16 protein-coding genes and 1 tRNA gene are annotated in these 13,415 nt (G+C 62.8%); 11 read left to right on the top strand and 6 right to left on the bottom strand.

From position 1 onward, the window contains the following. Nucleotides 1-56 precede the first annotated feature (56 nt). The 5 genes from M1R55_RS01860 to M1R55_RS01840 all read left to right on the top strand — a co-directional run bounded on the left by M1R55_RS01860 (nt 57) and on the right by M1R55_RS01840 (nt 3,785). On the top strand, nt 57-791 hold the full coding sequence (locus M1R55_RS01860) for a ferritin-like domain-containing protein (protein WP_249393061.1): 735 nt from the start codon (nt 57-59) through the stop codon (nt 789-791). Nucleotides 792-930: 139 nt separating this feature from the next. Further along, complete coding sequence (locus M1R55_RS01855) at nt 931-1,188, top strand: twin-arginine translocase TatA/TatE family subunit (RefSeq protein ID WP_249393060.1); 258 nt, start codon at nt 931-933, stop codon at nt 1,186-1,188. A 105-nt stretch (nt 1,189-1,293) separates the two neighbouring features. Next, complete coding sequence (locus M1R55_RS01850) at nt 1,294-1,860, top strand: RNA polymerase sigma factor (protein WP_249393059.1); 567 nt, start codon at nt 1,294-1,296, stop codon at nt 1,858-1,860. Between the two features lie 70 nt (nt 1,861-1,930). Continuing rightward, a complete protein-coding gene (locus tag M1R55_RS01845; RefSeq protein WP_249393058.1) occupies nt 1,931-2,647 on the top strand; it encodes an anti-sigma factor domain-containing protein in 717 nt (238 codons plus the stop codon). 223 nt (nt 2,648-2,870) lie between these two features. Then, nucleotides 2,871-3,785 (top strand): ion transporter, encoded by a 915-nt coding sequence (locus M1R55_RS01840; protein WP_249393057.1) that lies wholly within the window; start codon nt 2,871-2,873, stop codon nt 3,783-3,785. 149 nt (nt 3,786-3,934) lie between these two features. Here M1R55_RS01840 and M1R55_RS01835 read toward each other — a convergent pair whose 3' ends face one another. Then, complete coding sequence (locus M1R55_RS01835) at nt 3,935-4,429, bottom strand: NUDIX hydrolase (RefSeq protein ID WP_249393056.1); 495 nt, start codon at nt 4,427-4,429, stop codon at nt 3,935-3,937. Next, nucleotides 4,416-5,522 carry a peptide chain release factor 1 gene (prfA, locus tag M1R55_RS01830; RefSeq protein ID WP_249393055.1) on the bottom strand — a complete coding sequence of 369 codons (1,107 nt, stop codon included), beginning with the start codon at nt 5,520-5,522 and terminating at the stop codon, nt 4,416-4,418. The genes M1R55_RS01835 and prfA overlap by 14 nt, the downstream gene beginning before the upstream one ends. 229 nt (nt 5,523-5,751) lie before the next feature. Between prfA and M1R55_RS01825 the strand changes: the two genes are divergently transcribed. Next, entirely contained in the window at nt 5,752-6,714 is a 963-nt protein-coding gene (locus tag M1R55_RS01825) for a homoserine dehydrogenase (RefSeq protein ID WP_249393054.1), read from the top strand. A gap of 238 nt (nt 6,715-6,952) precedes the next feature. On the opposite strand, the gene M1R55_RS01820 is transcribed toward M1R55_RS01825, so the two are convergent. Further along, a complete protein-coding gene (locus tag M1R55_RS01820) occupies nt 6,953-8,437 on the bottom strand; it encodes an alpha-amylase family glycosyl hydrolase (protein ID WP_249393053.1) in 1,485 nt (494 codons plus the stop codon). Between the two features lie 45 nt (nt 8,438-8,482). Then, on the bottom strand, nt 8,483-9,823 hold the full coding sequence (locus tag M1R55_RS01815) for an HD domain-containing protein (protein ID WP_249393052.1): 1,341 nt from the start codon (nt 9,821-9,823) through the stop codon (nt 8,483-8,485). Between the two features lie 106 nt (nt 9,824-9,929). Here M1R55_RS01815 and M1R55_RS01810 point away from each other — a divergent pair. Continuing rightward, nucleotides 9,930-10,004: transfer RNA gene (locus tag M1R55_RS01810), tRNA-Ala, on the top strand. A 79-nt stretch (nt 10,005-10,083) separates the two neighbouring features. Here the strand turns inward: M1R55_RS01810 and M1R55_RS01805 are convergent. Continuing rightward, entirely contained in the window at nt 10,084-10,308 is a 225-nt protein-coding gene (locus M1R55_RS01805; protein WP_249393051.1) for a tyrosine-type recombinase/integrase, read from the bottom strand. Here M1R55_RS01805 and M1R55_RS01800 point away from each other — a divergent pair. The 4 genes from M1R55_RS01800 to M1R55_RS01785 all read left to right on the top strand — a co-directional run bounded on the left by M1R55_RS01800 (nt 10,307) and on the right by M1R55_RS01785 (nt 11,566). Continuing rightward, the gene (locus tag M1R55_RS01800) at nt 10,307-10,567 is read left to right on the top strand and encodes a hypothetical protein (RefSeq protein ID WP_249393050.1); all 261 of its coding nucleotides are present in this window, start codon (nt 10,307-10,309) and stop codon (nt 10,565-10,567) included. The two genes, M1R55_RS01805 and M1R55_RS01800, sit on opposite strands and share 2 nt — an antisense overlap. Nucleotides 10,568-10,696: 129 nt before the next feature. Then, complete coding sequence (locus tag M1R55_RS01795) at nt 10,697-10,945, top strand: hypothetical protein (protein ID WP_249393049.1); 249 nt, start codon at nt 10,697-10,699, stop codon at nt 10,943-10,945. A gap of 18 nt (nt 10,946-10,963) precedes the next feature. Further along, the gene (locus tag M1R55_RS01790) at nt 10,964-11,224 is read left to right on the top strand and encodes a hypothetical protein (RefSeq protein WP_249393048.1); all 261 of its coding nucleotides are present in this window, start codon (nt 10,964-10,966) and stop codon (nt 11,222-11,224) included. 198 nt (nt 11,225-11,422) lie between these two features. After that, nucleotides 11,423-11,566 carry a hypothetical protein gene (locus tag M1R55_RS01785; protein ID WP_249393047.1) on the top strand — a complete coding sequence of 48 codons (144 nt, stop codon included), beginning with the start codon at nt 11,423-11,425 and terminating at the stop codon, nt 11,564-11,566. A 300-nt stretch (nt 11,567-11,866) separates the two neighbouring features. Here the strand turns inward: M1R55_RS01785 and M1R55_RS01780 are convergent, their stop codons facing one another. Further along, complete coding sequence (locus M1R55_RS01780; protein WP_249393046.1) at nt 11,867-13,330, bottom strand: Ig-like domain-containing protein; 1,464 nt, start codon at nt 13,328-13,330, stop codon at nt 11,867-11,869. Nucleotides 13,331-13,415: the final 85 nt, after the last annotated feature.

The raw sequence follows: 13,415 nt of genomic DNA, 5'->3' as shown, positions 1-13,415 counted from the left end.
CCTGAGTCCAAGAGCCGTTTTAACCCGCGTCTAATTCCTACCAAGGAGAGTCCCACATGACCACCGAAACTCCCAATACCCGCCGTTCCTTCCTGAAAACCGCTGGCCTGACCGCTGCGGGCGCAGTCGCGCTGGGTGGCCTGAACCTGTCGGCCCTCGCTGCCACCAGCCCCGCCACCAAAAGCGTCGCGCAAGACCTCGCCATCCTGAACTACGCGCTGACGCTGGAGTATCTGGAGACCGAGTTTTACAAGGCCTTCGACACGGGTGCGCTGGCCCCCAAGCTGATCAACCTGCGCGTGAAGGAATACGCCAAGCAGCTTGCCAGCCACGAGCAGGCCCACGTGGACGCCCTCGCCGCCACCATCCGTTCCTTGGGCGGCACTCCGGTTGCCAAGCCCACCTTCGACTTTTCTCCCCTGATCGGTGACGGCAGCGGCGTGAACGATCAGGTGTTCTTGCAGTTGGCCGCCAGCATCGAGCCAGTGGGCGTCCGGGCTTACCTCGGACAGGCTGCCAGCATCCAGAACGGCGCTGTGCTGACCGCCGCCGCCAGCATTCTGGCCGTAGAAGCCAACCACGTGTCGGGCATTCAGGAACTGCGCGTGTATCTGGCCCAGAACGCCGCCCCCACGCGCCAGACCTCTATTGCCCCCCAGAGCGACGCCAAGCCCACCAGCCCCGCTGCTGCCGACTTCGACGCCGCCTACTCGCCCACGCCCACCGCCCTGTGGGCGCCCCTCACGATGGAAGAGACGTTGGCTATCGTTGGGCCACTGATCAAGGCCTGAGCCTGAACGAATAGACGTTCAGCAGGTTCGGGAGGCCGTGAGTTGTCGGCGGCCTCCTGTGTCGTATCAAATCTGCGTCGTATCAACAATGCCCTCCCTTCCCGCCCCTTCTCTGAGTTTTCCCCAAGAGGTTACCCCTATGCCCAATATCGGCCCCGCTGAAATTATGTTGATTCTGCTCGTTGCACTGGTTGTCTTCGGCCCCCGCAAGCTGCCCGAACTGGGCAAGAGCCTGGGCAATGGCCTGCGCGAATTCCGCAAGGGAACGTCTGGCCTGAAGGCCGAACTGGACGGCGGGCTGCGTGACCCCGTGCCCGCGCCTGTGGTCATGGACGCTCAGCCTGTTGCTGCTGCTGTCGCTCCCAGCGCCGTTACCCCCCGCGCCCCTCAAGCCTGAGACGCGGACTCACAAATCCCCTCGCCCCTTCAGCGCACGTTAAGGTCAAGGTAGAACTTGGTACATAGGATTTGACCGCCGGGCTGTTAGGCTGCAAGTGAATCTATGACTTCTCCCAGCCTGACTCCTGACCCGCCCGACGAGGCCCTGATCGCCCGCATGGCGCAGGGGGACGAGGACGCCCTCAGAGAGCTGCACTCCCGGCATTCGCGCCTGCTGTACGCGCTGGGAACCCGGATGCTCCGGCAACCCGACGATGTAGAAAGTTGCGTGCAAGACGCGTTCATGAACGCCTGGAAGCACTCCGCCCGTTTCGATTCGGCCCGCGCCAGCGTCAAGACCTGGTTGGTCAGCATCGCTCACCACCGCTTCTTGCAGGAACTGCGAGACCGCCCCGACACCCCGCTGGAAATAGAAGACTGGGACGCGCCTGTAGCCGCCAGCGACCCCACCGACCGGATTCTGGCTTCCCGCGCTGTAGATGTTCTGGACGCCAACCAACGGCACCTCGTGGAACTGGCCTACTATCAGGGACATTCGCACAGCGAACTGGCGGTACTGACAGGGTTACCCATTGGCACTGTAAAATCGAGGTTGCGGCTGGCCCTCGACCGGATGCGTTCCGCGTTGGCCGTGCCCGCCAAGCCTTCCCGCCCAGAGTCAGGATATTGAACTTTCACCTTTTTCTCGGGAACTGCCCTCTCACTCCGCTTTCTCTGCGCCTTCAAGGAGGTGAATACGCGTGACCATTGATCAGGATCAACTGACCGCCTACGCCCTGGGCATCCTGCCACCTGAAGAAGAGGGGCGCGTTCGGGCGGCCATAGAAGCCGACCCGGCCCTCCGGGCGCAGTTGGACGCCGACCTGGCCGTACTGGTGGCCCTCAGCGAATCTCTGCCCGACAGCCCCGTGCCCGCCGGAGCCGAAGACCGCCTGATGGCCCGCCTGCACGCTGAACGCTCTGCTGCTGGCCCCGCCGCTCCACTTGTGACGCCGCTGCCCGCTCTGTCTGAGGGTGCTCAGGCCGCTTCTGCCCCCGCCGAGCCGCTTTCCCGGCCTGCCCGCCGCCCGCTGTGGCCGCTGCTGGGCGCGCTGGGCCTGGCCGCCGCCGTCACCGCTGTACTGGTGCTACGCCCTGCCGCCGACCCGGTGAGCCAATACGCCAGCACGCCCGGCTCAGTGACCGAAACGGTAGCTGTAGAGGGCCGTGATCTGGGCCAGTTGGTGCGCCTGCCCGATGGCCGCGCCTACCTTTACCTGGCAAGCGCCGCCGATGCGGGCCGCGTGTACCAGTTGTGGCAGATCGTGGGGGGCAAACCTGCCTCGCTGGGCGTATTCGACGGGCAAGGCATCCTGATCACCGGGCTGCAAGCTGGAGCCACCATTGCCGTAAGTGTGGAACCGACAGGCGGAAGCGAACAGCCGACGACCACGCCAATCTTGGTGCGTGAACTGTAAGTTGGTGAGCTGGTGTTGAGTTGAGAAAATCAAAACGCCGCTCTGAACTGGGGCGGCGTTCGTGCTGCTTACCGGAATGAAATCGTAACTCGCGTTTCCGGAACCCCTGCAGGGTCAGCACCGTATCTTTAAGAATCATGAGTACAGGCTTTGATATTGCTGCTTCGAGCAGCCCAACTGAAATCAGTTTAATCCGCTTGCTGTGCTGGAGCCGAACCACCCCATGACCGCCGTCGCCCCAGTCTCCCTCCGGCGCAAGTTGTACAGTTTCCTGAACCCTGCTGATGGCATGGGCCGCGCCGAGACTTCCTTCAATGTTCTGCTCGCACTTCTGATCTTGACCAATGTCGTTCTGACGGTGGTGGGTACGATGCCCGAAGTGGCGCGGCAGTACGGCGCGGCCCTACGTACCTTCGATCTAGCCTGCGCCGCCGTGTTCGCGCTCGAATATCTGGCGCGGTTGTACGTGGTGCCCGAACGCCCGGACTCGCGGGGGGTGGGCACGGGCCAGGCTTATCTGCGCTACGCCCTCAGCCCGCTGCCACTGATTGACCTGTTGGTCATCGTGTCTATGGTGTTGCCGCATACCAGCACTCTAGCCAGCCTGCGCGGATTGCGCTTGCTCAAATTGTTGTCACTGTTGCGTCTGGGACGATATTCTCACTCGCTTCAGCTGATCGGGCGGGTCATACAGCAACGGGCCGGAGAACTGCTGACCATCATGCTGATCGTGGTGGTGTTGGTCTTTATTGCCGCCAGTGTGCTGTATCAGGTGGAATCGAGCGCCGGAACCAAAGGCTTCGAGAGCATTCCGAACGCGCTGTGGTGGGCGGTGGTTACCCTGACCACTACGGGCTACGGCGACGTGTTTCCAGTAACGCCGCTGGGCAAGCTGGCTGCCGGGTTCATCATGCTGTTCGGGGTGGGGATGGTGGCCCTGCCCGCAGGCATGATCGCCAGCGGGTTCGCGGAAGAATTGGCGCGTCTGCGAATCAAGGAAAATGACATTCATACCGAGCAGATCGTGGCCGCCGCCGTGCAGGGCGCGTACTGCCCACACTGCGGCACACGCCTAAAAGCGTCAGCTGAACCAGTGAAGCCAGAATTGGCGGCAAAGGAGGCAGGAACCCAAAGTTGACGATTTCAGGTAGAGCCCCAGTCTGCTCCGCAAGCACGTGTCCTCGCCCTCAGGGAGGTTGCTTCCGGGCCTGAAAAAGTGTCCCTCAGGTAGGCAAAAGTCAACAGATACTGACCGTGCCAGGGCCGGAGCGTAGCCCCTCCTTTTGCCTAAACCTTTGCCTTCAGCGCCGGAATCCGCAGCCCGCCGCGTCCATCCCAGCCTTTGAAGGCATAAAAGCGCCCCGGCTCGTCCGTTTTCAGGTAGTCGCTGAGCGGCTCGCGCATGGGCGGCGAATCCAGCTTGTCCAGCGCCTCTTCCAGCGAACAGAACTTGGCTTCCACGATAAAGCCGTCTGGATCGGCGGGGTTCAGCAGGCCTTCCCACGTCGCCTCGAACGCCACCGCAATCGCGCGTTCGCCCCGGCGTTCATCCTCAATATGCACCGTGTAGGCCATGTGCTTGATTCCGGTCAGCTTCAGGCCCGTTTCTTCTATGATCTCGCGGTAAAGGGCTTCGGGCAGGGTTTCGCCCTGTTCCACGACGCCGCCGGGGAGGGTGTGGCGCACGCGCCCATGCCCCTGCCAGTCGTTGCCCACCAGCAGTACCCGCCCGAATCGGTCTCGCAGAATGCCCGCTGCAACCAGCAGATCACGCCGCGCCATACTGCCCGTCCTGCTGTTGCTGGCCCATTTCGACCAGTTGCCGCTCGCGCTCGGCCCGCGCCAGGGCGGCCACCACCGGAGACACCTGACCCTCGATCACACTGTCGAGCGCAAAGTTTTTGGTATCGCCCTCTAACCTATGATCGGTCACGCGATTCTGGGCATAGTTGTACGTCCGGATTTTCTCGGATCGGTCACCGCTGCCCACCTGAGAGGCCCGCTCCGAGCGTTCGCGCTGTTCGCGGGCGGCCCGTTCGCGCTCGGCCAGCCGGGATGCCAGCACGATCAGCGCCTTTTCACGGTTCTTGATCTGGCTGCGGCCATCCTGACAGACCACCATGATTTCGTCGGGTGTGCCTGCGCGGTACACGGCCCGCACCGCGCTGTCGGTGGTGTTCACGCCCTGCCCGCCCGCACCCTGAGAGCGGTACACATCGATCCGTACTTCCGACAAATCCAGATGCACTTCGTCCTGCTGTACTTCGGGCAGCACGGCCACCGTCACCGTACTGGTGTGAATCCGGCCCGCCGATTCGGTGGCGGGTACGCGCTGCACGCGGTGAACGCCCCGTTCCCACTTGAAGGCGCGGTAGGCGAAGTCGCCCGTAATTTCGGCCACCACCTTGCTCGCGCCGCCCAGATCGCTCTCGGAGGCGTCCAGCACGTTCAGTTTCAGGTTCGCGCCCTCGGCGTAGCGGGTGTACATCCTCAGTAAGTCGGTGGCAAACAGGCCTGCTTCGGCCCCGCCTGCCCCGGCCCGCAGCTCCAGAATCACGTTCTTGCCGTCGTCGGGATCGGTGGGCAGCAGCAGCACTTCAAGGTCAGTTTCTATGCCCGCCAACCGCGCCGTAATGCTTTCCACTTCTCCCGCCGCCAGCTCGCGCATATCGGGATCGGCCAGCAGTTCGCGTGCGCCCGCAAGGTCGGTGGTGAGGCTGTCGCGCTCGCGGAGGAGTGTGACCAGCGGCGTCAGTTCGCGGTGGCGGCGGGTCAGGCGGGCGTACTCGCGGGGTTCGGCCAGCATCGCCGGATCGCCCAACGCCAGTTCGACCATGCTGAACTCTGCCGCCAGCTCTTCCAGACGGCCACTCATACTGATGACCTCACGCTATTGGCTCTGGCCGCGCAGCACACGGCCACGGCGGAATACGGAAAGGCAGACGAGTTCTTGACACGGGCAACATAGGGCTAGTGTAGCGTCCGGCCAACTAGATGACTGAGCGCAAAGCCAAGATAGAGGCCAGGAGAGGGAGCGGGGTGCGCGGCCACCCACACCTATCCCACCCCCGGCCACCGCCGCGTGCCTGCGTTACATTCACGCCATGAGAACCGTGACTGTGGGGCTGTTGGGGTGCGGAACCGTGGGCGAAAATGTTCTGCGGCTGCTGCAAAAGCGCAAAGATATCTTCGACAACCTGGGCGTAGAAGTGGTAGTGGCGGGCGTGCTGGTGCGCGACGCGGCACGCGAGCGCGATATTCCGGCGGGCATTCCCCTCACCGACGATCCGGCCTTTTTGCAGGAATGCGCGGTGGTCATGGAATGCATGGGCGGCATAGAGCGCCCGCTGGAACTGCTGGCCCCCTACTTGCGGAGCGGGCGGCCCGTGATCACCGCCAACAAGGCCCTCCTGGCCGAACGCTGGGACGACTTGCGCGATCATGCGCTGGCCGGACGCCTGTATTACGAAGCCAGCGTGATGGCCGGGACGCCCGTCATCGGGCCAATGAGTACCGTGCTGCGGGCCAGTACCTTCGTGGGCCTGCAGGCTGTGCTGAACGGCACCTGCAACTACATTCTGACCCAGATGGAAGCGGGACGCGAGTATACGGAAGCCCTCTCGGAAGCGCAGGCGTTGGGCTACGCCGAAGACCCACCGACGCTGGATGTGGGCGGCTTCGACACCGCGCACAAGCTGGCGGTACTGGCCCGCTTCAGTGCCGACGGCAATTACCCGTACAGCGCCGTGCAGGTCACGGGAATAGAGGACGTGACGCTGGAAGACATCGCCGCCGCCCGTGAACGCGGCGAACGAATTAAGCTGGTGGCCGAATTGGTGAAGGTGGACGGCGAGTGGACGGCCACCGTGTCGCCCCAGAGTCTGCCCGACACGCACCCGCTGTGTACCGCGGGGGCCAGCCGGAACGCGCTGGTGTACGAGGGAGAGGAGAGCGGCACCCTGATTTTTGCAGGCGGCGGCGCAGGCGGCATGGTCACGGCGTCCGCGATGGTGGGCGACTTGCTCGATTGGCTGATCGGCTTTCCGGGGCATGTGCCTCTGCACTGAGGAAGGGCGTCTGAGGGCAAACAGCGTGGGGCGACAAGGTACACACCAAGTCGCCCCTACTGGCTGCAAAAACAATGCGTTTATGGGCTTTTGCTCCCTCTCCCCTTGCGGGGAGGGCCGAGGACTCGCAGACTTGTAAAGCTCCGCAGGAGAGGGGGGTGAATGAGCGCCAGCGATTGCTCTCCCACCCTTCCTTAAACCCTAGACCTTTAGACTCAGCCCTCAGAACCTCAGCCTCTCAGACGATCCTCTCCGGCCGCGCAGGCACCAGCACCACGCCGCTCCGAGCAGGCACTTCAATCTCCGTATCTCCGTTCAGTTCCAACGTCAGCCCCGTCAGCACATCGGTATACGTTCCGGCCAGCACACCCGACAGTGGAATGCGGGCGGCATGGGGGGCACAGTTCAGAACCACATGCGCGTTGCCCTCGGCGTGGGCGCGGGCGTAAGCGATCTGGTCGCCTTCCGCATAGGTTACGTCGAACGTGCCGTGCCGCAGGGCCGTCGTCGTGTGGCGAGCGCCTACCAGTTGGCGGGTCAGGTTCAGCGTAGCCGTGTCCCATTCGTTCTGGCGATCCCACGGAAAGGCGCGGCGGCAATCGGGGTCGGGGCCACCGGGCAGGCCGATTTCATCGCCGTAATAGATGCAGGGCGCGCCCACGTAGGTCATCTGAAAAATAGTGGCGAGGCGGTAGGCGGAGGCGTCGCCGCCGACTGCCGTCAGGTACCGCGCCGTGTCGTGCGAGTCCAGCAGGTTCAGTTGCGCCGCCACCACGTCCGGGTGGTACATCTGGGTCACTTCGGTCATGCGCCGCCCAAATTCGGGGGCGCTCATGGGGGGCACGAATCCGGTGCCGCTGCGCTCGTTCATGGGGTGATCCAGCGTGTGAGCGCCGAAAAAAGCCAAGCAAGGCCGCGTGAAGTGGTAGTTCATTACAGCGTCGAATTGGTCGCCCTGCAACCAGCGGTGCGCGTCGCCCCAGATTTCGCCCACGATGTAGGCGTCGGGGTTGATGGCTTTCACGCGGCGGCGAAACTCCTGCCAGAAGGAATCGTCGTCGATCTCGTTGGGTACGTCCAGTCGCCAGCCGTCCACGCCCTGCTCGATCCAGTATTCGGCGATGTCCCACAGGAAGTCGCGCACGGCGGGGTTACCCGTATTGAATTTGGGCAGGGCGCGGTTGCCCCACCACGCGTGGTATCCGGCGGGGCGGGCGTCGTCGTAGGCCGACAGGGGCCAGCCTTCCACATGGAACCAGTCGCGGTAGGCGCTGGCGTCGCCCTGTTCCAGCAGGTCGTTGAATTGAAAAAAGCCCCGGCTGGCATGGTTGAACACGCCGTCGAGCACAACCTTCAGGCCGCGCTCGTGGGCCGCCGCGATCAGGGCCGCCAGCGCCTCGTTGCCGCCCAGCATCGGGTCGACTTGGTAATAGTCGTGCGTGTGGTACCGGTGGTTGCTGGCCGACTGGAATACCGGGCAAAAATAAATGGCGTTCACGCCGAGGCTCACGATGTGATCCAGTTTCTCGATGACGCCCCAGAGGTCGCCGCCCATGTACTTGTGAAAATGCGGCTGATCGCCCCAGGGCTGCAAATTCAGGCCCGTGACGCGCCCACTGCGGGCGAAACGGTCGGGGAAAATCTGATAGAACACGGCGTTTTTCACCCAATCGGGCGTGATGGGCTGATGGGGGCGGACTTCGGGGGAAATGGCGGCGAGCATGGTGGGTCAGCATACCTCACTGCTCAACATTAAATGAAGTTTTTCTCATTTATTTGCCTGCGCTTGGGCTTCATCTGATGGGGGACCGGTTGCCCAGTTCTGCACAAATTCGCGGGCTTCCTGCGGGTTTTTTACGCTACCCAGCGCGGCGGCCTCGTTCAGCGCCCGGAGTGCCTGCCCCACCCGCGGGCCGGGTTCGATGTCTAGAAGGGCGATGATTTGGCTGCCCGTCAATAGCGGTTTCGGTGCGGCGGGTTGGTCTTCCAGCGCGGCCAGCACCCGGTCTAGTGCGGCGGCATAAGCGTGCCGGGAAGCGGGGCTGCTGCTCGGCCCACGCGCCGCTTCCCGGTCGGCCAGCATCAGGGCCAGCAGATCGGGCAACAGCGCCCGGCGACGATGGACAAAGCGCCGGGCCTCGGTGTCGTTTTGGGGCAAACGGAGCATGTGTGCGTCCACCAAGCTTGCCGCCCGCGCTGTGTCGTCTCCGGAGAGTTTCAGCCGCGCCAGTACCTCCCGCGTCATCTCTGCGCCCAACTTGTCGTGCCCATAAAAATTCTGACCGCCGCTGAGAGCGTGGGCGCGGGGCTTGCCCACATCGTGCAGCAGGGCGGCCCAGCGTAGGGGCAGCGGGGCGTCGGCAAAGCGGGCCAGCAATTGGTGCAGGGTTTCTGCCCCATGCCCAAACACATCCAGATGATGAAACCCGCCCTGCGCCACGCCGATGCCTTCCCGCAGTTCCGGCAGGGTGAGGGCCAGCAGTCCCAGTTCCTCCAGCCGCAGGATGCCCCGCGCCGCGTCTGGGTGGCCCAGGAGGGCCTGCATCTCCTCGCGCACCCGCTCTGGCGCAGGCAGCCGCAGGCGGCCAGCAGCGAGGGCGGCAGCCACCTCCCGCACGGTCTGCTCGGTGGCGGCTTCTATCTGGAATCCCAACGTAATCTCGAACCGGGCCGCTCGCCACGCCCTCAACGGGTCGGTATATACATTCTGTGCCGAAACCATCCTCAGCCGCCGCGCCCGCAGGTCGGCCTGCCCGCCGGTGGGGTCATGCAGGTGCCTCGCCGCGTCCAGTGCCATCGCATTGACCGTAAAATCTCGCCTCAGCAGGTCGGCGTTCAGGTCGTCTGGCAGTGGCACAAAGTCATGTTGCACGCCGTCCGGCAAATGAACCCGCCAATAGCCCCGCTCCTGATCCAGCGGAAAAGCCGAGCCACCCTGTGCGCGGGCCAGTGCGGTGGCTGAGTTTGCCGGATCAGACACCGCCCAGTCGTAATCTCCCGGCGTGACTCTCCGCAAGATGTCCCGCGCTGCGCCGCCCACCAACAGGCCGCCCGCAGGCCAGACCTCTTTAGGAAACTGCGAAAACACAGCGTGGGAACGGCGAAACATGACTTATGCTAGCGGCTTTGAGCGGAGTGGAGGAGGGCATATTGGCCTAGGCTGGCGGGTGGGGGTTGCCAATTCGCTTCACCTCTGGTAACCTTACGCCCGCTGAGGGGGCTTAGCTCAGCGGGAGAGCATCCGCTTTGCAAGCGGAGGGTCTGGGGTTCGAATCCCCAAGCCTCCACCAAGATAAACCGCGTCTAGTACGCGGTTTTCTTATTGTCATAAAAATGGTCAAGCGTGCGTAATGCGTAACGCGTGCGTCATCAGTTATTTCTACCTTCCAGCAGCTCACTGAGATTGAGCGCCCAGTCCTCGCGCGCTGAGACAAAAACAGTTCGGTAATGACTGAGTGTGAACGCAACGCTGGCATGATCCAGTTGCTTGCTCACCACTTCCACTGGCACGCCCAGGCTGGCGTATGTGTGGCGCAGGCCGTGCATAGACAGATGGCGCACGCCCGCCGTCTCACGAATGCGCTCCATATCCATGGATAACGTGGATTTCTCGGCGCTGATCGGCATCGTGACCAGAGGCGGGCCAGCCGCCATCATCTTGGCTGTGTTCTACGGGCCGGCGACGCTGGTGCGCGAGGTTCGCAGCGGCAAAGTCAGTGCCGGGCGGGAGGCCGATCTGGGCAAGTGGGTCGAAACCTTAGAAGCCGAAATGATGGAGATCAAAACGTCACTGGCTGCCAATCATTCGCTGTGGTATCAGCGTGATCAGGCGCGGGTGCGGGTGGAATATTGAGAGCAGAAGCCCAACGAAGAGCCGCGCACCATTTGGCCCGCAGACCTGACCGGAGGCATGCCATGATTAGCGCCAGCCTCCTGCTGAAGATTCGCCCTGATCAGTCGCCGCCGAGAAAATGGCGTGGCCTTGCCTCAGTATCAAATTGATATACCGCTGCGGGTAGCGCACATGCTCGCGCAACTGGGGCACGAGTCCGGGTTTATGCCGATTGCAGAGAATCTGAACTACACGGCTAAAAGGCTGCCCCAGGTGTGGCCGACCCGCTTCCCCACGCTCGCCAGTGCTCAGCGTTGCGCCCACAATCCGGAAGCGCTGGCGAACACGGTTTACGCGGGCAGACTGGGCAACGGTGGCTCTGAATCCGGCGACGGCTGAAAGTACCGGGGCTGGGGCATGATCCAACTGATTGGACGGGAAAACTACCGCACCTACGGCGAGATCATCGGCTACGATCTGGAGCGCGATCCAGACCTGCTCTTGCAATACGGCATTTCAGCTTTGGTAGCCGGGGCGTTCTGGCAGGCGCGGCGGATTAACCGCTTCGCTGATACCGATGACGTGACGGCAGTGACCAAGCTGATCAACGGCGGCACGCACGGCCTACAGGAGCGCGTGGTGTACCTCCAGCGGGCCAAGCGGGCGCTGGGCCTCTAGCCCCCTGCACTGACCATCCGCCCTCTTCCGGCCCTTGCAGATTGCAGGGCCGCGCCCTTGGAGTGTGCCTATGAATGCCGAGCAGATCATTGCTGACCTGAGAGCCCAAACTGGAACTGTGTCTACTGTGAATGACCTGAAGAAAGCCGCGAAGCTGGCGGCGGCCAGAGGAAGGTCGCGCACGCCGAAGGGTGGCTGTTGCAATTTCGGGAAGAGTACGACAACAAGATTCCCGTGGTCGGCCAGTTCATGGATATGCCGATCATTGACCGACTGGAAGCCGCAGCCGTCCGGGCCGCCGTGGCGTGGGGCTACAGCGCGGTGGAACTGGACGCCGCGTAAAACAATCCCCCTGAACTCTTGTGAGTGTCTTGGAAGGGGATCAGACGCACTCTGGATCATGCTCAAAGCAGAGAAGCCGATCCCCACACCAGCCCCGCAGCCAGACAACAGTGGCGGCAAGGGCGGATAAGCCAATAAGAACAGCGCCCCCGCCCCAGCTTTGGCTAAGGGCGGGGGCTGAGGGTACAGGAGTTGAAACAGCGTGTTGCTGGAAATCTATCCATCCTCTACAACCAACACGGCGACCTGTCTGGTCGCCGTGTTCAGTTGGTCAAGCCAAAGAGGGGTTCTGCGAAACAATCAGTAGCTATACCCGTACAGCGACACCTTGCTGTCTGCCGTTGGGTTGATCGTGACGAAATACTCCCCGCCCGGAAGCGCATTGGTGTAATCATACTCATTGCCGTTATATATAGCAGTGGCCAGGGCCACAGGGTTGCCCTGAGCGTCCACCATCGAACTCGTGAACTGTTTCGTACCAAAGGGTGCACAGCCAATCGGCTGGCAATCGGCCGGGTTGAACAGGGCGAAGAACAAGCTGCCGTTGTTCGCAGGCACAATCACCTTGAAGGTTCGCGCAACACCATTGGTCAGCTCGTAATGCACTTCGTTGAGAGCCCCATTGCTGCCCAGTGTGTAAGGAGCCACCGGAGACACGCTTGCCGATTGATCCGCACGGCTTTCGTTGCCGGTGCTATCAGACACGATCACGCTCAGGTCATGGTTGCCCACGACCGTTGGCGTCCAGCTGGTACTCCAGTTGCCACTCTCATCAGTGGTGATGGCCGTCACATTGTCGCTCTGTACGTTGCTGGCCACCAACGCGTTATCGTCATACACGCGAATCTCGCTGAGCATCACGTCATCCGTTGCCGTGCCGCTCAGGGGTGTGCTGGTGCCTAGGTACCCGCTGCTCACGGTGTTGAACATCAGGGTGGGCATGACGGTGTCCGCGACCAGGGCGTTGGTTTCAATCGCCTTGCTGAAGTCCAGCGTGGTGGGGCCGTACACGGCGGTGTCGGTGCCGTCCACTTGTGTCCAGGCGTTAAAGCTGGCCGTGACATTCAGGGTGCTGTCTTCCGCCGTGCCGCGCGCGGTGAGGTTGATGCCGATTTTGCTGCCCGCATTGTTCAGGACAGCGTCCGTGGTGTTGCCCAGGGTATAGGTGACGTTGCCGATGTCCGTGGTGGGCACGGTCGCGCTCACCTCACCCACGGGGGCAATCTTGGGGGACAGTTTCAGGTTGAAGGTGCTGTTGGTGAACAAGAGTGGGGTGTTGGTGCTGAAGTCCAGGCTGCTGCTGGCCTTATCGAAGACCGCATGGAACTTCAGACGCACGACAGCGCCATCACCTTGAATCGTGGCGGTGTTCTCTGCAGCGGGGCCGTAGGCGAGCAGGGTGCTGCCGGTGGCGCCATCTTTGGCGGCGGTTTCGAAGGAGTAGCTGCCGGCGGGGAGCAGCAGAGTCTGGCGGAAGGCGTTGCTGAGGTTCAGGGTCAGGGTCTTGGTGCCCGTGCCGGTGGGGTCAAAGGTGGTGCCGTTGAAGGCCACGAGTTGATTCTGGCTGTCGCGGACGTTCACGTTGAAGTACAACGGCCCCGCGTCGCCGGTCAGGCCCTGAGCACGGAGACCACCGAGAGCGGCGACGTCGACCTTGACCAGGGGGCCGGTGGCACCAGGGGTACCAGGGGTGTTGGGGCCGCCGCAGCTGGCGAGGACGAGGGCGAGGGACATGAACGCGAACACAGTGGGGGTTGTACGCACAGAAACTCCTGTTCAGCTCTTCTGGAGCTGAAATGAAAGGCAACGAGTGGCCTAGGGGGAGTTGCGGTGGGCGCACCACTTGCTC

The organism is Deinococcus sp. QL22 (genome assembly GCF_023370075.1).
In the GTDB taxonomy this organism is placed as follows: domain Bacteria; phylum Deinococcota; class Deinococci; order Deinococcales; family Deinococcaceae; genus Deinococcus.
The sequence above is the reverse complement of the archived record's forward strand: the minus strand, read 5'-3'. Positions and strand labels throughout refer to the sequence as shown.